17 protein-coding genes are annotated in these 22,173 nt (G+C 36.9%); 10 read left to right on the forward strand and 7 right to left on the reverse strand.

Features of this window, described 5'->3' with window-relative positions; translation table 11 throughout:
• Positions 1–96 precede the first annotated feature (96 nt).
• Positions 97–1,152 (forward strand): DUF2157 domain-containing protein, encoded by a 1,056-nt coding sequence (locus MUB18_RS07805; protein ID WP_248755544.1) that lies wholly within the window; start codon positions 97–99, stop codon positions 1,150–1,152.
• A gap of 36 nt (positions 1,153–1,188) precedes the next feature.
• On the opposite strand, the gene MUB18_RS07810 is transcribed toward MUB18_RS07805, so the two are convergent.
• Both MUB18_RS07810 and MUB18_RS07815 read right to left on the reverse strand, forming a co-directional pair.
• Complete coding sequence (locus tag MUB18_RS07810) at positions 1,189–1,863, reverse strand: response regulator transcription factor (protein WP_248755545.1); 675 nt, start codon at positions 1,861–1,863, stop codon at positions 1,189–1,191.
• Positions 1,853–3,094, reverse strand: a complete 1,242-nt coding sequence (locus tag MUB18_RS07815) for a sensor histidine kinase (RefSeq protein ID WP_248755546.1) — start codon at positions 3,092–3,094, stop codon at positions 1,853–1,855. The genes MUB18_RS07810 and MUB18_RS07815 overlap by 11 nt, the downstream gene beginning before the upstream one ends.
• 209 nt (positions 3,095–3,303) lie before the next feature.
• On the opposite strand from MUB18_RS07815, the gene MUB18_RS07820 reads away from it, so the two are divergent.
• Positions 3,304–5,679 carry an outer membrane beta-barrel family protein gene (locus MUB18_RS07820; RefSeq protein WP_248755547.1) on the forward strand — a complete coding sequence of 792 codons (2,376 nt, stop codon included), beginning with the start codon at positions 3,304–3,306 and terminating at the stop codon, positions 5,677–5,679.
• 68 nt (positions 5,680–5,747) lie between these two features.
• Here MUB18_RS07820 and MUB18_RS07825 read toward each other — a convergent pair whose 3' ends face one another.
• From MUB18_RS07825 to MUB18_RS07835, 3 genes are all read right to left on the reverse strand, one after another.
• A complete protein-coding gene (locus MUB18_RS07825; RefSeq protein WP_045753833.1) occupies positions 5,748–6,164 on the reverse strand; it encodes an OsmC family protein in 417 nt (138 codons plus the stop codon).
• A 249-nt stretch (positions 6,165–6,413) separates the two neighbouring features.
• Entirely contained in the window at positions 6,414–7,706 is a 1,293-nt protein-coding gene (locus MUB18_RS07830; RefSeq protein ID WP_094773324.1) for a G-D-S-L family lipolytic protein, read from the reverse strand.
• A 25-nt stretch (positions 7,707–7,731) separates the two neighbouring features.
• On the reverse strand, positions 7,732–8,949 hold the full coding sequence (locus MUB18_RS07835; protein WP_094773325.1) for an OmpP1/FadL family transporter: 1,218 nt from the start codon (positions 8,947–8,949) through the stop codon (positions 7,732–7,734).
• Positions 8,950–9,132: 183 nt separating this feature from the next.
• Between MUB18_RS07835 and tpx the strand changes: the two genes are divergently transcribed.
• Entirely contained in the window at positions 9,133–9,633 is a 501-nt protein-coding gene (gene tpx / locus MUB18_RS07840; protein ID WP_248755548.1) for a thiol peroxidase, read from the forward strand.
• 96 nt (positions 9,634–9,729) lie between these two features.
• Here the strand turns inward: tpx and MUB18_RS07845 are convergent, their stop codons facing one another.
• Positions 9,730–10,902, reverse strand: a complete 1,173-nt coding sequence (locus MUB18_RS07845; RefSeq protein WP_094773228.1) for a trans-sulfuration enzyme family protein — start codon at positions 10,900–10,902, stop codon at positions 9,730–9,732.
• A 327-nt stretch (positions 10,903–11,229) separates the two neighbouring features.
• Entirely contained in the window at positions 11,230–12,729 is a 1,500-nt protein-coding gene (locus MUB18_RS07850; protein ID WP_248755549.1) for a catalase, read from the reverse strand.
• A 223-nt stretch (positions 12,730–12,952) separates the two neighbouring features.
• On the opposite strand from MUB18_RS07850, the gene MUB18_RS07855 reads away from it, so the two are divergent.
• The 7 genes from MUB18_RS07855 (at position 12,953) to MUB18_RS07885 (ending at position 22,086) form a co-directional block, all read left to right on the forward strand.
• Positions 12,953–14,848, forward strand: coding sequence for an alpha-L-fucosidase (locus tag MUB18_RS07855; protein ID WP_248755550.1), 1,896 nt, complete (start codon positions 12,953–12,955; stop codon positions 14,846–14,848).
• Positions 14,849–14,851: 3 nt separating this feature from the next.
• On the forward strand, positions 14,852–17,200 hold the full coding sequence (locus tag MUB18_RS07860; protein ID WP_248755551.1) for a glycosyl hydrolase family 95 catalytic domain-containing protein: 2,349 nt from the start codon (positions 14,852–14,854) through the stop codon (positions 17,198–17,200).
• Between the two features lie 211 nt (positions 17,201–17,411).
• Positions 17,412–17,594, forward strand: a complete 183-nt coding sequence (locus MUB18_RS07865; RefSeq protein WP_094773232.1) for a hypothetical protein — start codon at positions 17,412–17,414, stop codon at positions 17,592–17,594.
• A 12-nt stretch (positions 17,595–17,606) separates the two neighbouring features.
• The gene (locus MUB18_RS07870) at positions 17,607–17,855 is read left to right on the forward strand and encodes a hypothetical protein (protein ID WP_248755552.1); all 249 of its coding nucleotides are present in this window, start codon (positions 17,607–17,609) and stop codon (positions 17,853–17,855) included.
• An 82-nt stretch (positions 17,856–17,937) separates the two neighbouring features.
• On the forward strand, positions 17,938–18,819 hold the full coding sequence (locus MUB18_RS07875) for an AraC family transcriptional regulator (RefSeq protein ID WP_045754457.1): 882 nt from the start codon (positions 17,938–17,940) through the stop codon (positions 18,817–18,819).
• Positions 18,820–18,841: 22 nt separating this feature from the next.
• Positions 18,842–20,578 carry a M64 family metallopeptidase gene (locus MUB18_RS07880; RefSeq protein ID WP_248755553.1) on the forward strand — a complete coding sequence of 579 codons (1,737 nt, stop codon included), beginning with the start codon at positions 18,842–18,844 and terminating at the stop codon, positions 20,576–20,578.
• A gap of 59 nt (positions 20,579–20,637) precedes the next feature.
• A complete protein-coding gene (locus MUB18_RS07885; protein WP_248755554.1) occupies positions 20,638–22,086 on the forward strand; it encodes a hypothetical protein in 1,449 nt (482 codons plus the stop codon).
• Positions 22,087–22,173 lie beyond the last annotated feature (87 nt).

Consider the following 22,173-nt stretch of genomic DNA (forward strand, 5'->3'; position numbering starts at 1 on the left):
CTTTAACAGTGCTCATATCTTTATTATTGTCACGACATTGCAAATCTATAGCTTAAATAATGGGTATAATTTGTACTTTGCCATTTCACAACTTATATGAAGAAATTAGACGTAACTAAACAAGAAAAAGAATCCTTAGAAGAAGCGATACAATTTTGGGAAAAGGAGAAAATAATCGATGCATCAACCGCTAGTGCTATGGTCAATAGTATTGATGTAAAAAGCTTTGATTGGAAACGCTTAGCACGCTATGCTTTTTGGGTTGCGCTGGCTTCTTTGGTGTTTGCCGTATTTTCTTTGATGACAGATACAGCCTTTCTCAAATTTGTCGATACACTTTATGAAGCACCAAATATTTTGTTTTGCTTATTCTTTGCTGCACTAGGCGTTTTATTTTATACATTAGGATTTCGTTACAAAACAAAATTTCCCAATAAAAATCTATCTATTGAAACCATGATGCTCATCGGAGTATTCGCAACAGCAGCATGTATTGGGTTTTTAGGTAAAGTGCTGGACAAAAATAGCATGCATTATTCTTTACTATTTTTATTGTCGGTACTCATCTATGGATACCTCGCCAATCGCCTTAAGTCAAAACTGATATGGGTTTTTATGCTCATCGCTTTAGGGATTTGGTTTGCAACAGAAACAGCCTACCATAGCGATTGGGGATTTAAGTTCTGGGGAATGAATTATCCATTGCGTTTTACCATTTTTGGTTTTGTCTTAACATTAGTAGCTATATACATACAACCACGATTTAAGCAATTGATGGAATTTCAGTCCCTCAGCTATCTCATTGGGTTATTGTATCTGATGGTTTCATTGTGGTCCCTTTCTATTTTTGGCAACTATTCGGATTTTTATGAGTGGACATTAGTACGACAATATCATATATTCTACTGGGGATTATTATCTACTGCAGTATCGGCAGGTTTAGTGATCTATGGTTTAAAGATGAAAGATAATACCACCAGGGAAATCGGTTTCGTATTTTTTGTATTGAATGTCTATACCCGTTATGTCGAGTATCTATGGGATAATATCAATCGTGCTATCTTCTTCCTCATCTTGGCGATCTCCTTTTGGTTTGTGGGCCGTTGGGCAGAGAAATTGTGGCAAAAACGCGAAGAAGGTATTGATGGATAGGTACACTAATTTTTGATCGACCCAAGGGCAATCCCATCAGAATGAAATTGTAAATCCAACTCCTCGGGAAGAAGTTATTTGCAAGCTTACATCATGTTTGAGGTATTTTCGAAGCCGTGTAATAAACACATCCATGCTACGGCCATTGAAAAAATCACTGGTGCCCCACACTTCTTGTAAAATTTCTTCCCGTGTCACAAGAGAACCCGAGCGCTTACTTAGAAATAATAAGAGCTTGGCCTCCCTTTCTGTTAATTTAAATTGTTCGAAAGGATGAGACAAGATTAAGCGTTGTGGAAAAAACTGATAACTGCCCAATGTTATCGAGATCGTGAGCTCTTTCTTTTTATTCCGCTTTAAGATATTTTGGATACGCAATACCAACTCTTCTGGATCACAGGGTTTTGTGATGTAGTCATCGGCACCTATTTTTAGACCGGTTAATTTGTCAATTTTTTGCTCTTTGGCAGTTAAGAAAATAAAAGGAAACTCAGGGAAACGTTCCTTTATTTCTTGCGCTAATGTAAACCCACTTTTAAGAGGCAACATTACATCAATGATTAACAAATCATAAGGAAGTGTATTTTCATACAGCGAAAATTCAGCAGGACTTTGCATCCAATGAACTTCATATCCCGAAAGTTGTAGATAATGCTGCAGCATAAAGCCAAAATCAGGATCATCCTCGATTAACAAAAGCTTAGTTTTCATGTGGTATCGAAATATTAAATGTGGTTCCTTGATTCTGTTTACTACTGACTTGAATATTTCCTTGGTGGCGGTTCACGATATTGTTGATTAGATATAAACCCAATCCTAAACCTTTAGTATCATGAATGTTATTTTTTTGTATGCGGTAGAATTTTTCAAAAATATGAGGAATCTCCTTCTGAATTATCCCAATTCCATTATCACGCACTTGAATCTTGCATAGGTTCTGATCATTTGTGATGGATATATGCAATTGCGTAGCACCATACTTGATACTATTATCCATCAGATTCACCAATATGGTGTTAAAATCAACATCATTGAGCGGAACAGCCACCTTTGTAATATCGTTCATTTCAAAGTGGATATCAGGATGTGCTAGCTTAAAATCGGATAGCAATGTTGCTATCTGATGATTAGCGATCACGATATTAGAAATTTCTTTTTTTGGTTCATTCAGGGGTTCTAAAGTCTGTTCTAGGCGCTCCAATTGTCTGGTCATGACTGCTATTATAGTAGGGTCGGGATGTTTTTCTAAAGTTTTTAAAGCGACTTTTAGGGTTGCAATAGGTGTTTTAAGTTCATGCGAAATATTGTCAACAGTGTCATGTAACTGCCCAATTTTCTTCTGTTGCTTTTTAAGATTTTGATAGGTCTTATAAAATAAGAACAGTAGGGCTATTAGGATCAAAAGTGTATTCAATAGTAGGAATGCCAATTCTTTGAAAACAACCCAATTGATATTAACAACTTCAAAAGTTGATTTTCGAAGCACAAGAAAACTATATGGTTTATCCTCTTGTTCAACGGTTATTGTCGATTCCTCTTTTGTCAATTGTTTCACCGTTCTTTCCGTAGCCCATGTTCCCGAAGATAGCTCTAATGGATGCATGAGATTTCCGTTCGTTTTATACACCACAATCGGATTATTCAATAGCTTTTGCTCGGTGTTTTTGAAAGTGATCTGTAGAATTTCTTTTTGTAATTTTACTTCAAGACCTAATGGAGAGAATATACTATCCACATAATGAGTCAGTACATGTTGAGCCCGCTTTGCTTTTTCTGAATAACTGTTTTCTAGTTGAGCAAGTGTAATGTTCCCTTGGACCAAATTGATATAATGAGCCGTAGCATCTTGGTTATTTAATAGATCGTTATCAAATAATGCATCTGTATCATCAATTTGTCCTAATTTTTCTTTTGTCTTTGAATAGATTTCCCGTTTCTTCAAATGAAAAGAATTCATTAATAAATATGTCTGGATACCAATGAGGACTAGAAAGAGTATAACGAAAATATAAATATAGTTTTTAGACTTCAGTTCCATATACAAATATAAGTTCCGCTTTTGAATAAATGGAACCTTAACCTTCCATTAACCCTTCATTAACCGAAGTTTTCCCTGACATGAGACACTTTTGTACCATCAATTAAAAAAGCATGAAGTTTCTTATTATTTTTTTATTATTACCTTTTATTGGACAGGCTCAAGGGAAGCGTTTAGCTGTTAAAGTCTGTGATCAAAGCGAACGTGCATTGACAGATGTTACCGTTGTACTATTAGATAGTGCAGGGAAATTAATATACACGTCCCAGGTAGATACAGCAGGTAGATTCGACTATACTATTGCAGAGAAAAATCTATACAGGCTGGCAATATCTCACTTAAACTACGAAAATCAAGAACTCTACTTTCGTTCCGATACCGTGCAAAAATTGGTGTTGATCAAGCTCAGTCCAAATGAAACCAAACTTGAAGAAGCACAAGTGACCGGCAAGCGTCCTCGAGTCATTCGAAAGATTGATCGATTGGAGTTTAATGTCCAAGGCAGTAATTTATCCGGATTGAATAGTTGGGATATTTTAAAGCGGACACCTATGGTGATGCTCACGGGGAGTAATATTGCTGTCCGTGGAGATAAGAAAGTAGCAGTCATGATCAATGAAAGAAAGTTGATGCTGACAGGAGAAGAGCTGAAGACACTCTTAGAGAATACTGCGGGATCAGATGTGCAAGCTATTGAGGTCATCACCAATCCACCTGCAAAATATGAGGCAGAAGGGAGCACAATCATCAATATCAAAATGACCAAATCACAACTTTATGGATACCGGGGAGTGGTGTTGGCTTTGGCAGAGCAAAGTAACTATGCAAAACAGCTCTTTGGACTGACCCAATATTATAAAAATGAAAAAATTAATCTGCGTGCTACCTACAATTATGGTAGAGGGACATATGCACGATATGGGACTGATTTTGTATACTATCCCAATGAACAAACATCATGGGAAAGTATCATGACTCGCATCGATAAAAATAATAGTCAAAACAGTTATGTGTTCTCTTTCGATTATACACCTGATACCTCTTTGACTATCGCTATAGGATTAAATGGTTATTACGGACCCAAGTCTGCTGGAGTATATCGCGTACCGACTTCTATCTATAATAAGGATGGTCAACTGGAGTCTTCTTATTTAACGAAGAATGACCATGTAGATTCTCGGAAAACCAATAACCTGTATTTACAGGTTAACAAAAAGATAAATTCCAATTGGAATGCGAATTGGTCGTCATATTTTACAACAAATCGAAGATCTAATCTGCAAGATGTATGGACCGATTTAAATTTTAAAGACCAGGAACCGACAAGCACCCGGTTTGTAAGTGATAATGCGAGTCAAAATCAGCTGTTATCCACACAACTCGATTTTTCCGCAAATTTAAATAAGGTCGCTCTAGAATTTGGAGGAAAATTTAGTACTGTAAAAACAAAAAGTACTTTATTGTTTTTCGATGATGAACGAGGTAGTTTTCAGGAAAGAGCTGATAAGAGTAATGTTTTTGATTACGATGAGCAGCAATTTGCCGCTTATGCGTCAATGGAATATAAATGGGGTAAATGGAGCTGGAAAGGAGGATTACGTTTGGAAAATACGGCATTGAATGGTATCGTTTCTGAACCTGCAGACCGCAATCATCAAAATTATTGGGCACTCTTTCCAACATTCTATGCCCAATATCATACAGATCAGGAATATCAGTGGGGATTTTCCTATGGCAAACGAATCAGCAGACCAGCATACTCCTGGTTAAATCCTGCGAAGTCTTATTATAATTTGTTTTCTTACTTTCAGGGAGATCCACGGTTGCGAGCCACAATTATTCACAATCTTAATATCATGTTTACAAAAGAGAACTGGAATGTGGACTTGTTCTATCGTTATGAGCAGTGGCCATCCATGGAGATTTCTATTCAGGATAATATCAATCATCAATTGATCTATCAGTATACAAATATTAAAAAAGGGCAAGGTGCCGGTGTAGATTTGAGTAAAAGTTTCCAGCTGTTGAAAAACTGGAGTTTAAATACACAATTGGAAGGAATGTATAATGTAAACTACTATCAAGGAAGAGATCTTGAGTTATACCGCAATCAGGTGTGGATGGCCAATGGTAATGTCAGCTCAACTTTCCTGCTGAATAAAAATGTCGATTGGAATTTGGAAATTGGCAATACCTTTGAGTCGCCTACCATACAGGGGCCTTTTAAGATTTCTGGTTACTCAAGTACCTACCTATTGACCAATCGGAAGTTTTTTAATAAAAAATTTGAAGTAAACTTTTCCTTTATGGATATTTTTAAAACTGAAAAGCAGCGAGTATCATCACAATATGCTGACCAGAATAATTATTATAACGATTATCGCGATACACGTAAAGTAAATGTAACACTTCGTTATCATTTTGGTAATCAAAAAATTAAAAATAGTGCCAATGTGCCGAAAAAAACAGAGGAACAAGGGAGGTTATAAGATAAATGAGTAAATATTAAAACCCAGATTTGCACAGAAATCTGGGTTTTAATATCGCTGAAAACACTTTAATTTATTTTCAGGGAATAGGTGATATCAATACCACCTGCCGCAAGCATGTCATGCACGGAACAGTATTTTTTAACCGCTAATTCTGCTGCTTTTTGGGCTTTGATCTCGTCAATATTACCTTTTAAATAGAAGCTAATGTGAATATCCGTAAAGATATTTGGAATTTCTTCTCTTCGTTTTCCTTCGACTTCCACTTGTATATCTTCAATCTCTTGACGTTGTTTGGTCAAGATCGACGAAAGGTCAAATACACTACATGAACCTAAAGCCATTAAGACTAACTCCATTGGCCGCACGCCTTTTCCTTCACCTCCAATAGCTTCTGAGCCATCTATATGAACTTTGACATTAGACAATTCACTTGCGGCTTCAAAGTGTACCGCTTTGTTTTGGCGATTTAATGTTACTTTCATGTTTCTGTACCTCGTTGTATACACAAACTTAGCTAATTTTGCGTTGATTAACAATATAATCGCATGGATTACAAAAACCAATTTATATGCTTTTAACGTGAGCTATATCAGCTTCATCGTCATATTCTTTTCCATATTTTCTTGTGTTTAGTGCTATCGAGTTGATAGGATCTATAGGCGATTGATAAACAATAAAAAGGGTGATCATAATTATGATACACCCTTTTACCAAACCATTTAGTATTAATATTATGGAAGTTTTACACCTCTAAAGTCAGAAATATTCAACCTGGGAACCTGAGCTCCATATGTTTTGTTTATAGCTTCAATAAATACATTTGCCATCAATGCATTTCCAATGGGAGTTAAATGTATACCATCCAGAGAAAAACCGTTACCAGTAATGTATTTTGCACTTACAGCAAGACCATCGATCCTAATCCCGTTTTTTACTGAAGTTAAGAACGCATTGACATCTGCCACAGCTAATCCTTTAGATGCAGCTACTGATTTAATTGTCTTATTGAAATCATTGACACGAGCTACGACTTCTGCCGCTTCTTTGGTATCTAAAACATATTTATCTTCAACTGGGTTAAGCGGATGTAAACCGTAAGGAATTTTATTTGCGTTTGGTACACCTAATAAACCTGCAGATGAAAAAGGTAAGACAAAGAAATCTTGATCAGTAGCAGCTCGAGGACCAGTCTTAGTTGCGATGTAAATATCGGTTACCTTCGTTGTACTTGCCGCGTTTACTGCTGCCAAGAGTACTTGACGTGTCACTGTTGTAAAATAAGGGACAGATGTCACATCTGGGATTGTAGCTAATACCCCTTTTTGACCTTTGGCAGTTAAGGTGCCTACATAATTATTCAATAGTGTATTGAACAATGCTGTGGAAGTCAATGTTGTCGTAGGGCCTTCGTTAACAGCTCCATTTGTTGCATATCCCAATACGTCATTATTTCCAAGAGAAAAAGTGAAAAATGTATGATTTTGCGTTGTAGAGTAGGTGAAATAATTCATCGTTGGTGGAGTACCATCTGGCAGTAGACGTTCGAAGTACATATTTCCTGCAGCGGTACCTATACCTGGTGCAAAAGCCATATCCATACGCATGCCCGGTACACCTAAGTTATTGATAGGCTCTGTATATTTTATTAATAATTTGGGGGTCGCCGAACGATAAGCTAATTTATCCGCAACCTGTTCCGTAACTGGCTGGCCATTCACGAGTGCTTTTAGACGGATATAACCTGAACCATTGGACTGCTCTTCACTAAAAAATGGAGACTTAAACTCTCCGCCACCAACTTTTTGAAGTTGCTCAGCAATAAGTAAAGGGAAAGCTACTTTTTGCCCCTCTAGATATAAGCCTCCATCAGCAAATCCCGCAGATAGCGAGTTTCCAATAGCAATATATTTGCTAAAATCAGCTTTTGTTCCTGCAGAGGGAGTAAATTCGTCTAGAGTTGGTTTACATGCTGTGATACTCAGTATAGCTAATGCAACTCCTATATATAGATTTCTTCTTTTCATGATCATAACATTTTAGTATAAATGCTTAAAATTTGTAAGTCAAACCAATGCCTGGTGCGTAGATATTCGTTGTATACGTTCCCGATAGATGGCTGTCGACATTATTCGCTTCACGGGGTAATATTCTTTGGTATGCAAATGAACCTGTCAAATCAAATTTAGGCGACATTTTGTAGGTGAAACCACCAGCTACCAATATGCGGTTATTATCTGGAGTTTCTGGATATACATAATCTTTCCTTACAGGAGTTGCAATATATCCACCACCTATCCGAAGTTGTAATTTCTCTGATGGTAGGTATTCAATACCCGCTTTTATAGAACCTGCCTTTGTATAATTCTTTGGAGAATGTGTATCTGGAGTATTTGCTCCGCTATAATCAAAATTTAGTTCCTTATAGACGTCATAATTGATCACAGTTCCATCTACAGCCATTTTCACCTTCTCACTGATAGGGAAAGTTACACCTACGGCAAAAGTAGAAGGAAGAGGAAGTTCTGCACTAAATTTGCTATCTCGCGGAAATGTTCCTTCTGCCGCTTCAGGTACAGTGAATTTTGCATCGCCATCTTTTAGTTTTGTCAACACTTTCGAACGGTAGCTCATCGAGATCGCAAATTCTTCATTTAAATTATAATGCACCCCGACATTATAGCCTGTACCAGTTCCCGTTCCCTTTAATTCTGCTAATCCAGATGTTCCATCTTGGAAATAAACAGGAATAGCACTTTGTAAATCGACAGATCCAATATTGTAAACAAATCCACCACCAATACTAAAGTTGTCCGTTAATTTGAAACTCACAGTTGGTTGTATATAGATCGCACGTAATGATAAACTTACTAAACTGTATTTACCTGTCCATTCTGTTCCCCAATCCACTGCACCACCGTAAGGTGTATAGATACCTATACCAGCTTTCCACCAAGTGTTTTTAGGACCTACTGTCGCAAATACAGAAAAGGGAGGTGTGATCTGATTTCTAGTGTGATCAACTACTGAACTTCCTGTTGCTTGAAAAGCAGATTTGAACATAACACCATTTCCGTTAACAGAGATAGCATTGTGACTCATTTTTGAAAGTGCTCCTGGACTATAAAAAATAGAAGATTCATCTATAAAGTAGGCAGAGCCTGCACCGCCCATACCCACAGATTTTGGACTCTGAAGATTAACTTGAGATCCCTGTGCAAAAAGTAAGGAGGGGGATGCACAAAGTAGGGTAATTAGTAACTTCTTCATATACATCATATTTGGTTTATCGTTTGTGTTTCAATTACAATGCTAACATAGTAATTTTTTGTGGTTTTTTGATATTTTTTTGGCAAATATTGATAAATATTTATTTTGAATGAAAGACCACTAATTATTGTGATTTTTGTGGCAACATTAGACATAAATCATTAAATTGCTAAAAAATTAATTATGGCAACAGTAACATTCAAAGGCGGAGCAGTAAATACAGTTGGAAATTTACCTGCAGTAGGAAGTCAAGCTCCAGATTTTAAATTAACAGCAGGTGATTTATCCGATAAGTCATTGGCAGATTATAAAGGAAAGAAAGTAGTATTAAATATTTTTCCAAGTGTCGATACCGGAACATGTGCAGCGTCAGTTCGTGCGTTTAATCAAGCAGCGTCAGGTTTAGAAAATACCGTTGTATTGTGTATTTCTAAAGATTTACCATTCGCTCAAGGCCGTTTCTGTGCGGCAGAAGGTTTGAATAATGTAGTTACATTATCAGAGTATAAAGACAATAATTTTTCAGAAAACTATCAATTACGCTTTTCTGATGGTCCTTTAGCAGGATTATTAAGCCGTGTAGTCATTACATTGGATGAAAATGGAAAAGTATTGTACGAAGAGCAAGTTGCAGAAGTGACAGAAGAACCAAATTACGAAGCAGCATTAGCTTCATTGAAGTAGTCGTATCCATAAAATAAAGAGATGGCAGGTGAAACATTCTCTTTTGTAAAATTACAATAACAATAAAGGGTGATCACCATGATCACCCTTTTATTGTTATTTTGTTTTTTCTAATGCTTGCAATATATCTTGGATAATATCTTCTTGATCTTCTAAACCAACAGACAAGCGTACGCTGCCAGGTTTAATTCCGAGATTTAAACGTTCATCCTCCGTTAACTTAGAATGTGTGGTTGATGCGGGATGAGTAGCAATTGATCTTGCATCTCCTAAATTAGAAGTATATAAGATCATGTTTAATTCATCTAAGAATCTAAATGCCCTTTCTTTTCCACCTGCAACCACAAATGTGACAATGCCACCTCCAGCTTTCATTTGCTTCTTCGCTAATTCATATTGTGGATGTGAAGGAAGAAAAGGATATTTAACATCTTCAATTTCAGGATGTGTCTCCAAAACAGTCGCCAAGGCGAGCGCATTGCTACAATGTCTATCCATACGTAATCCCAATGTATCTAAACTTTTGGAGATGACCCATGCATTGAAAGGTGATAGGGAAGGTCCTGTATGACGGATGAAAAACATTAATTTATCGATCAATTCCTGTTTACCGACTACCAATCCACCAAGTACGCGGCCTTGACCATCCATGTACTTGGTTGCCGAATGAATGGATAAGTCAAAACCATACTTTAAAGGCTTTTGTAAATACGGCGTTGCAAAGCAGTTGTCAATGGCCAATATAATATGGGGATACTTTTTCTTCAAAGAACCTAACCACTCCAGATCAACCAATTCAAGACCTGGATTAGATGGTGATTCTAAGAATATAATTTTTGTATTCGGTCGAATTGCTTTTTCCCACTCTTCAGGATCGACTGCATCCACATAGGTTGTTGTCACTCCCCAACGTGGAAACAATTGTGTAAACAATTGATGTGTGGAACCAAAAATAGCACGAGAAGAAACAATATGGTCTCCACTTTCAATAATGCCCGCAAAAGAAGCAAACACAGCTGCCATTCCCGAAGAAAAAGATAGGCCTGCCTCTGCACCCTCTAGGATACAAACTTTATTAATAAGTTCAGAAGTATTAGGATTTGCATAACGTGAATACACCATTCCTTGCTCTTCTTCAGCAAAAATAGCTCTTCCCTGCTCAGCACTATCAAAGATAAAACTTGAGGTTAAATATAGGGGTACCGAATGCTCACGTGTTGCAGAACGATCGGCTTGTTCGCGTATGATTTTAGATTGATCTTTGTTCATGATAACGTAAAGGTACAAGTTGTAAATTTTATTTTTTATATTTAATCCAATAAAATTGTATAAAAAATAATCATCAGAACAACTGAAGTTTTTAAATTATTTCAGATTGTAATCTGAAATAATTGCCTATCATACAGTTAAATCGATTGACGTGCTATTTATGTTCATTTATCTAAAATCGGTGAAGTCTAAATTAATACTATTAAAAAGCTAGGATAAGTATGATTTGTAATAGAAGATGGGAGTATTTATGTTTTATTATGGATATTAAAGAAGCGGAAATGTGCGGTCACCGTTCCGCTTCTTTAATCTGGATCATCTCATTTTTTATTTCTGCGGCATATGTTTAGCCATTTGATCCATAGAAAATCCTAGACCTTTAGCAATACCAAGACCAAGATTCATATCAGCTCTAAACCAATGGCACAACTGGCGCATGATAATTTCATCTCTTTTTGGACCTTCGATTCCAGACATTGCACCAACAATATTTTCAATAAGATGTTGTTTTTGCTCTTCATCTAATAAACGGTACAGATCACCTGGTTGCGTATAGTGATCGTCTTCACCAGGGGCGTTGCGGTCATAATGATCGGCCACGACACTATCCAATTGTAATGCAGGCTCTTTGTAAGCTTGATCTTGGTAGTTGCTATCAAAACTGTTGGGATAATAATTTGGAGCAGAGCCTTGATTTCCATTGACAGTCATCTGACCATCACGTTGATAATTATTGGTCATAAAAGGACATTGGTTTACCGGAATTTGCTCATAATTACCCCCCAAACGGTAACGTTGTGCATCAGGATAAGATAGAATGCGACCCTGCAGCATTTTATCTGGAGAAAAACTAATACCATCTACCACATGTGCTGGAGCAAAAGCAACTTGTTCCACATGAGCAAAGTAATTATTAGGGTTTTGGTTTAGTTCCATTTCTCCAACTTCAATAAGTGGATACTCTTTTTGCGACCATACTTTTGTTAAGTCAAATGGATTCCAGCGGAAAGTTTTAGTTTCCGATTCGGTCATGACTTGGATATAAAGCTTCCATTTTGGAAAATCTCCCTTTTCAATTGCTGTATGTAGATCGCGTTGTGCATAGTCCATATCTTTTGCACGCATTTCATCGGCCTCAGCGGCAGTCAGGTTTTTGATGCCCTGTTGTGTTCTAAAATGAAATTTAACATATACCAATTCATTCTGTGCGTTGATCATGGAATAGGTATGACTTCCGTAGCCATGCATATGTCTATAGCCGAATGGTGTACCACGGTCCGACATCAAGGTCGTCACTTGGTGGAGAGATTCAGGATTTAATGACCAAAAGTCCCACATCATGGTTGGCGATTTGCAATTTGTATAAGGATCTCTTTTTTGAGTATGGATAAAATCAGGAAATTTTTTTGCGTCTTTTATAAAGAAGACCGGTGTGTTGTTGCCTACTAAATCATAATTTCCATCTTCTGTATAGAACTTTATAGCAAACCCCCGTGGATCGCGTTCCGAATCTGCAGAGCCTCTTTCTCCACCTACAGTAGAGAAACGAATAAACAACTTCGTTTGCTTTCCGATTCCATTAAAGAGTTTTGCTCTTGTGTATTGGGAGATATCATGGGTTACTGTAAATGTGCCATATGCGCCAGAACCTTTGGCATGTACAATTCTTTCTGGAATACGCTCTCTATTAAAATGCGCTAATTTTTCATGCAGAAAATAATCTTGTAATAGTACAGGACCTCTAGGTCCAACCGTCATCGTGTCTTCATAGTTGACAACAGGAGCCCCTGATGCTGTTGTAATTTTTTTGTGGCTGTTATTTTCCATTGCTCGTATTATTAGTTTCTATCTCTTTGTTGTTAGACAAATTTAGACGAAATGGACGGGCTTATCTTATTGATAATCTTGATGACGTATCAATATTAATGATCAATGAATTATTTTTTAAATTACTTTAATCAATCGATTGCTTAGCAAAAATGGTTTTATCAAATTTTTATTACTCCAAAATAAAACTATATTTAAGATTTAAAACCTATTCTCTAGATATATGTTAACATTTCTTTTCTCTAGTTTACTCTTTGTACATGGTAGTATTTTGCCATCTGAACCTGTAAATCCTCCGAAACCATATGGGGCTATACCTTCCGAACGACAACTGAAATGGCATGAAATGGAGACTTACTGCCTAATTCATTATACACCAACTACCTTTCAAAATAAGGAGTGGGGATACGGTGATGCCGATCCGGCTATCTTTAATCCAACTCAATTTGATTCGAATCAAATTGCAAGAGCAGCAGCTTCCGCTGGTTTTAAGGGCTTGATTTCTGTTGCTAAGCATCATGATGGCTTTTGTCTGTGGCCCACCGCAACCACAACATATAGTGTGGCAGCTTCACCTTGGAAACAAGGTAAAGGTGATATGGTCAAAGATTTTATGTTAGCAACGCATGCCAATAAGATGAAATTTGGTGTATATCTTTCCGCATGGGATCGCAACGATATGCGCTATGGTACTGCTGAATATGCGGAGGCTTATCGGGCACAACTGACGGAATTGATGTCTAATTATGGAGAATTGTTTACTTCATGGCACGACGGAGCCAATGGAGGTGATGGTTATTATGGTGGATTGAAAGAGAAAAGAACCATCGATCGCAATACCTATTATGCATGGGAAGAAAAAACTTGGCCTATCGTACGCAAGTTGCAGCCCATGGCCATGATCTTTAGTGATGTTGGTCCCGATATGCGATGGGTCGGAAATGAAAAGGGATTTGCAGGAGAAACCTCATGGGCAACTTTTACACCAGAAGGCTTAGATGGGAAAAAAGCAGTTCCCGGATTAGTTAATGAAAAAACATTGACATCTGGAGTTCGAAATGGAAAATATTGGATTCCTGCTGAATGTGATGTTCCGCAAAGACCAGGCTGGTTTTATCATGCAGAACAAGATGCTCAGGTGAAAACACCAAATCAGCTATTTGAAATCTATTTAAAATCTGTCGGGCGTGGTGCGAATATGAATCTTGGGCTGGCTCCTATGCCATCAGGTCAATTGCATGACAATGATGTCAAATCTTTGGCGGCATTTGGAAAAAAGGTCGATAAAACTTTTAAAACCAATTTAGCAAAAGATGCTCAAATTAAAGCATCTACTATTCGTGAGCACTCCATTCAAGAGTATGGAACATCGTATATCCTCGATGATGATCGCTATAGCTATTGGGCGACAAACGATGATGAGCATCAAGCTTCATTAGAAATAAAGTTGAATGGTAAACAAACCTTTGATATTATTCAGATACGAGAAAATATTAAACTCGGTCAACGACTTGATAGTGTTTTGGTAGAGCAAAAAGTGAATGGCCAATGGGTGATATTGACAAAGGCTACAAGTATTGGCGCTAATCGATTGATGAAATTGGAAAATCCGGTTACGACCGATGAACTGCGGGTTCAGTTGTTTGCTCCAGTCGCTATTACGGTAAGTGATTTTGGATTATATAAAGAGTATAATGAAGACTTTGAATTTGAAGGTGCAGGATTTAAAAAATTAAATGCAAGGGAGTTTACAGTTAATTCTTTTTCCCAATCAGCAAAGGCACTTGATGGTAAGAGCGAAACTTTTGCCTCCGTACAAGCATATAAAAAGGGATTTGTTTTCGAATTGAAAAGTGATGTCTTAGGACTCGGTTACTTACCGCGTCAAGATGGACAAACAGCGGGTACAGCGACCAAGTATAAGATCTATACCAGTCACAACAAGCAACAATGGGAAATGGTGAAAGAGGGTGAGTTTTCCAACATTAAAGCAAATCCCATTTTACAACAGATCATTTTTGATGATGTCTTAAAGGCAAAATACATCAAATTTGTTCCAACTGAAACGTTAACGAAAGATGTCTTCACAGTAGCAGAATTTGAATTATATTCTAAATAAAAAATGAAATTTACAACTAAATCAACCTTATTGGCTCTGTTATCGATCACTTCTCTCCAAGCGTATGCACAAAAAAGAGATGGTCTAACGATGTGGTACGATAAACCAGCTACTCGATGGGAAGAAACGCTGCCATTAGGAAATGGATTGATAGGAATGATGCCAGATGGTGGAATTATGTCCGAATCCTTGGTGTTAAATGAGATTTCTATGTGGTCGGGCTCAGCTGAAGATCCCAATAATTATGATGCATATAAAAGTGTTAGCGAGATTCAAAAATTATTGATAGCAGGGAAGAATAAAGAGGCTGAGGATCTGGTGAATAAGAACTTTGTCTGTAACGGACAGGGGTCTGCTTTTGGAGCAGGTGCGAATGCACCATATGGTTGTTATCAGAATTTTGGATTTTTAAAATTTAATTTTGAAGTGGATGCACAGCATATTTCTAATTATGAACGATCATTAAATATTGGAAACGCTACTGTACACACTTCTTTCACTTCTTCGGGAGTAGACTACAAGAGAACTTATTACACTTCTTTTGATCAAAATGTAGGCGTGATACATTTAACTGCTTCTCAGAAAAAAAGTATCAGTTTTGCTGTTGCTCTGGAAAGATCGGAAAATATTGATTCTTATGAGATTAAAAATGGTGAAATTGTTTTATTAGGTTCTTTACCAGATGGTAAAGGAAGCAAAAACTTACAGTTTGCCGGTAAGGTTAAGATCAGCTTTAAGGGAGGGAGATTGACGGATAATGGAAAACAGTTAATTTTGACAGGTGCTGATGAAGCTACAGTCCTTTTCGCAGCAAGTACAAATTATTATGGTACCAATCCACAAACGGTTGTCGGTAAGGATATCTTAGCTGTTGAAAAAAAAGCTAATAGTACACTATATAGCAATCATAAAAAAGCTTATGCAAAGAAATTTGATCGTGTTACTTTAAACATTGCAGATCATCAGCTTAAGGTCGATACGCCGACTCCGCAACGTTTACATCAATTTTTTGAAAATCCAGCTTTGGATAATGGATTGGCGGCATTGTACTTTCAGTTTGGTCGTTATTTGAGTATTTCAAGCACAGCTCCAGATCACAAAAATGCATTACCTCCAAATTTACAGGGGTTATGGGCGCATCAGATCCAAACACCTTGGAATGGAGATTATCACTTAAATATCAATGCACAAATGAATCACTGGGGAGTTGAAGTCAGTAATCTTTCTGAATATCATAAACCCTTTATAGCAATGATCAAACGTATTGCAAAGACAGGTGAAAAAACAGCTAAAGCTTATTACAATGCACCAGGATGGGTTGTTTATATGATGACAAACGTCTGGGGTTACTCAGCTCCAGGAGAAAATGCATCTTGGGGATCGAGTACAGCTTCAGGATGGTTGTGTAATCATCTTTGGGAACACTACCTATTTACGCAGGATAAAGCCTATTTAAAAGAAGTATATCCTGTATTAAAAGGAGCAGCTGAATTTTACGATTATATCTTAGTGAAAGATCCAAAGACAGGCTGGCTGGTTACTTCACCGTCCGTTTCTCCAGAAAATGGATTCCGTCTTCCTAATGGTGAAGTCGCTTCCGTAGTAATGGGGCCTACGATCGATAATCAGATTGTTAGAGAGCTGTATGGTAATTTAATTCAGGCAGATAGTTTGTTACAGATGAACGATCCTTTTATCCACAAGTTAAAGGAAAAATTAAGTCAAATTCCACCAGCGGTAGTGGTGAGCAAAAGCGGCCGTGTTCAAGAATGGTTAGCCGATTACGAAGAAGTAGAGCCACAGCATCGTCATGTATCACATTTGTATGGCCTGTATCCGGCTAATTTTATCTCGCCTCAAAAAGATAAATCTTGGGCAGACGCAGCTCGTAAGACGCTAGAAGTAAGAGGAGATCAAGGCACAGGATGGTCACGCGCTTGGAAGATTTTATTTTGGGCGAGATTGCAGGATGGCGATCATTCCCTAGAGATATTAAGACAATTGCTAAAACCCGCATTTGTTAATGAAACGACTTACCAAGGAGTTGGAGCAGGTACTTACCCAAATTTGTTCTGTGCACATCCTCCATTTCAAATAGATGGTAATTTTGGAGGTTCAGCAGGAATTGCTGAGATGCTTCTTCAAAGCCACGCAGGCTTTATTCATTTACTACCTGCTCTACCCAAAGCGTGGAAAGATGGAGCTGTAAAAGGATTAAAGGCTAGAGGTAACTATACGGTGGATATGACATGGAAAGATGGCAAGGTGATCCACTATGAGATTGCTGGACCCAAAAATACGGTCCTTAAAGTATTAAATGGTTCAGAATATCAAAATTATACAATAAAATAATTAGTAAATAAATTTATGTAAATTGGTTGTAGATTTAAGTGTAATCTACAACCAATTTTTTTATGAACCTATCCGTTTTTCGTTGCATTATTTTTTTTATCATCTTTTTGGGTGCTTGTGACTTAGATACAAAACAAGTACAAAAGAAAAAAGGTGGTGTGATCTCCAAGAACATCCTTACTTTCAAGCAGCACTAAATAAAGTGGAACACGTGAAAAATTTCTATGAAAACATGCCCGTTTTTCCCGAAATAACGCCACGGAATTTAAAAGGTGATTCACTAAAATTTGATCAATTTCTTGATGGAAAGATGATTATTGTTGCGATCTGGTCGAGTAAGGGTAAGAATTCGAAAATGGATTTGCCAGTTTTGTTAAAAAAAGAAGCTGCATGAAGTAAAATGGGGGTGCAGGTTGTTTATTTGACCGATGATGAAGATGATGAACGTTGGCGAAAAAGTAACCATCTTATAGGACTTGGGTCAAACAGCTATTTGTTAAATGTGACGGATCGTGATTTTATTAAAAACAGCTATGACGTTGTTGCTACACCTCGTTATTTGTGGATAGATCCCAAAACACGAGCGATTATTGAGCTGGTCGGGGCAGATCCAACTTTGCCTGATTTCATGAAAAAACTAAAAAATAAATTATAAATGGATTTACGATTATTGTCTATTATATTGTTTAAATTTGAATAATTAAACAATATCTGTTTTTTTTTAGTTTTTTTTGATCATGAAAGTTGTTCAATTTACCGTTCCTGTTCCAAATCAGGGCTCTGTTTGTGTACAAGAGGATCTATTGGTGGAGTTCTACAGTAACTATCATCGGCATAAAGAAATTCAACTCACATACATCTTAAAAGGAGAGGGTACTTTTTTGATTGGCAATTTTACGCATCAATTCAAACAAGATGAAATTTATATTGTTGATGCCAATGAACCACATATGTTTCAACGTTCGGAATTGATCCCAGATCCCTTATTAAAAGAACAAATTCATGCCATTCATATTTTCTTCGATTACAACAGATTCAGAGATTTTTTGCAATTACCAGAATTGGAAGAAGTTCGTTTCTTTCTGGAAAATATCAATGTAAGTAAAAAGTTAGATGCAGGATCAAACCCTGCGATCAAACGAAAATTCTTACAGATTAATGAAGCAGACGGAGTAGAACGGTTAACTGCATTTGTCAGTTTAATCGATTACCTTACTGAAAAAGTAGATCTTTGGACATCGCTATATACTGGGATTCCACAGAAAAAGTATTCTGATGCAGAAGGGATACGTATTAATGAGATTTTTCAATATACATTTAAGCATTTTGAGCAAAAGATATCGCTAGAAGATATTTCGGGAGTTGCTCATATGACCCCGCACGCATTTTGTAAATATTTTAAGAAACATACGCGAAAGACTTATATCACCTTTCTTAACGAGATTCGTATCGAACAAGCCTGTAAAATGTTGATCCATGGTCTATCGGAAAATGTATCGGATATCGCTTTTAAAACAGGTTTTAATAATGTGGTCAATTTTAATCGCGTTTTTAAAAAAATCACTAAACTCTCTCCAAGTGAATACTTAGTACAACATAAAATAAAAGACATGAACTAATACTCATCCATACCCTATATTCATGAATATCAAATTACAACCCTTATTTTTAAGCTTTTTCCTTTTATTTCTTTTCTTTCCAAGTTGTTTTGCACAACGTTATGCCATAGATACGTTGCAGTATCAAGGAACCGATCAAAAGGTAGTGAACCTCGTAATTTTAGGCGATGGTTATACACAAGCACAATTGACAGATTTTGAAGAAGATGCCAAACGTTTCACGGATTATTTCTTTCAGACAGAACCTTTTCGTCAATACAGTAATTATTTTAATGTGTTTGCAGTCAAAACACCTTCACCAGAATCTGGTGCAGCACATGCCTGTAGCGCGAGTGACTGTGTGCATGGCCATACAGATTTGAGTAAATATCCTGCGCGATTTAATAAGTTTACAAAAAAATATCCCGTTCCTGTTGCCTCTCCCAATACCATATTTGGAAGTAGCTTTGATAATGGAGGATTACATCGATTGGTCGTTCCCCAGAAATATCGGGTCATCGATCAGGTGTTGAAAGATTATATTCCAAATTATACACAAGTTGTAATTTTGGTCAACTCTCCCTTTTATGGAGGTTCTGGTGGTAAGTATGCGACTGCTACAGTTAACTTTATGAGCAATGATATTGCAGTACATGAGATCGGTCATTCATTCTCTATTCTGGCAGATGAGTACTGGGCTGGTAATCAGTATGCCATAGAGGGACCCAATCGTAGTCAAGAATCCGATCCAACAAAAGTGCCTTGGAAGCATTGGGTGGGTACGCAAGGTATTGGCGTGTATGCTTATGGCGGAACAGGATCAAAGTCTACTTGGTTTAGACCTCATGAATTTTGTAAAATGCAATATTTGGTAGCTCCATTTTGTGCGGTATGTCAAGAAGTTTTTGTGGAAACGATACACCAGAAGACGAATCCAATCGTCGCGACCTTGCCAGTAGAGAGTAAACTAATAGATGCAGATAGTAGTATGTCTGTTTTTACGCTAAAATTATTAAAACCATCTCCCAATACATTGGATGTGAAATGGTATCTCAACGATCTTTTAATTGATCAAAACATCGATTCGATTTATTTGAATGTAGGGATGCTTCAATTGGGAGACAATCAATTAAAAGCGGTTGTGAAAGATACAACGTCTTTAGTTCGGATCGATGACCACCATAGCCATCAATACGAAGCAGTATGGTCGATTACCAATAATAAAGATCGTGAACTTAGCGCCCCATTATCCAATTGGGGAGATACGTTGGAGACCTGTTTTAATGGTGGACAGGTATTGACTATCAAACAGGCAAGTCGCGGATTAACGTACAATTGGTATCGTGAAAATCAAGTAGATGTTCCTTTTGCTTCTGGACCTAATGTGAGTGTGAATGAAGTCAAAGAATCAACTAGTTATTTCGTTGAAAGTGTGTGGAAAGGTAAGACATCTCCTCGAAGCAAAGTATTAGTTAAAGTTTTTGATATGATTGAAAAGCCTAGTGGTGCGAAGGTGAAGTTAGATAAGAAATTAGGTAAAATTCGTATTTCTTTAGATGAAAAATATGATGATCGTTACAATTATTTATGGTGTAACGAAGATGGTACATTGTTGTATGAATGGGATGAGGTTAATGGCGAATATGTGCGTCCTAAAGGAAATAACAATGAATTTGTCTTGAATAAGTCAGATAATAAATCTAAAGTATATGTGCTAAAAGTTAATAAATTAACAACATGTCGTAGTGAAAGATTGGAAATCAATATTCCTAAATTTTAATGTTTAGAAGTAATAAGTATCTTTAAAGTTATTGTTGTATAACTAACCTTAGATATTTTATGAAAAAGAATGCCCAATTTAATTTGAGCATATCTTCTTTATTATTCATCTTTTTATTAGCCGCTGCTTCATCATGTCAAAAGAATAAGAAAATTTCAGATGAATTAGAAGAAAATGTGTTCGCCGTAAAATTCAAGATTAAAGATTTTGAAAGCGTGGTAACGCCACTGCAAAAGACCAGTGCCGTCAAGAAATTAGCCTCTGGAAAAGTCGCAGGAAGTGCACAAGAAGAGATTCTCTTTCAGTGGACTTTTGATTTAGGTAACACTGATCCTGCTATAGCAATTAATCCTTTACCTATCATTGATTATAATAACGGTAAAGTTGATTATAGCTTTACAGCTGGATGGCCAACGACTGGCAAATCAATCAACTTTAAAGGAGCACAGTCAGTTCTGATAAAACTGCCCGTCCAAAAAATTGAATCTCTTCATATCTTGAGCATGGATGTGAATAGCTCGGGAACTGGACCTCGAGCAATATTGATTGACTATTCAACCGACCTCGGAAAGTCTTTCTTTACACTTTCAGATACCCTCCATTATCCAATTGAATTGACAAATAATGGTGTCGCCAAATTTGCCGTGAACCAATCATTGACTGGAATATCTACCGTAGAAAAAAATGATGTTTGGATTCGTTTGCGTTTATTTGAAGGCAAAAGACCTACTGGCAGTATCTACAATCCCACGACTGGGACCTTTAAAATGGACAATTTAGTGATAACAGGAGTGGTCGATGGATCAGTATTAAAAAATAAACTCTATTATCATATTTATAATTCTGAAAGTCAGGCATTGGTTAAACAAGGAGGAATCTCTGCTCAGGAAACCTTTGAGATCGACCTGCCTTTAGGAACTTATTATTTGAGTGTAGTGACTAAAAACTCCAATAGTCCCATTGTTTTTGCGAATAGTGGTCATCGAAATGGTTTTTATATGAGTAATTCATTTCAGGAAAAAGAAGTGGAAATCTATGCTGCAAGAGATACATTTGAGGTGAGCAAAGCAATGGAAAGAGTGTTGACATTAGATCGGATCTTTAGCGAGATTAATGTCGAATTTACGGATATCGAAGATTTAAGTAATATTGACAGTATCCGTATTCAGCAAAAACATCCTAGCTTTTATTATTACCCTTTTAGTAACAGCAGCAATACCCAAATGGATGCCAGTGTCCTGCTGATAGAACCACAATTTACAGCAAATAACAAGAAGTTTTATTTTAATCAATTTATGGGATTTCATGAAACAGATCAATCCATTAAGTATGAACTGAAAGTATTTGCTGAAGGCACTATAATTCGGACATTCGAGCTGAGTACTGATGTTAAAAACAATATGCAAGTTCTTTTTAAAGGATTACTCTTAGCCGGGTTAGATCCTATTCAGGGATTTACAATCCGAAAAAATGAAATCTGGAATGGCAAGCTAGATGTCGATTTTTAAAAATGAAGAGACCCGCATGGGCTAGGTTGTTCTCAAAAGAAACCAGTTAAAAAAGGGTGTAACTGCAATGCCCCCAGAAAGTGTCTA

Origin of the sequence: Sphingobacterium sp. PCS056, from assembly GCF_023273895.1 — a bacterium.
Classification (GTDB): Bacteria; Bacteroidota; Bacteroidia; order Sphingobacteriales; family Sphingobacteriaceae; genus Sphingobacterium.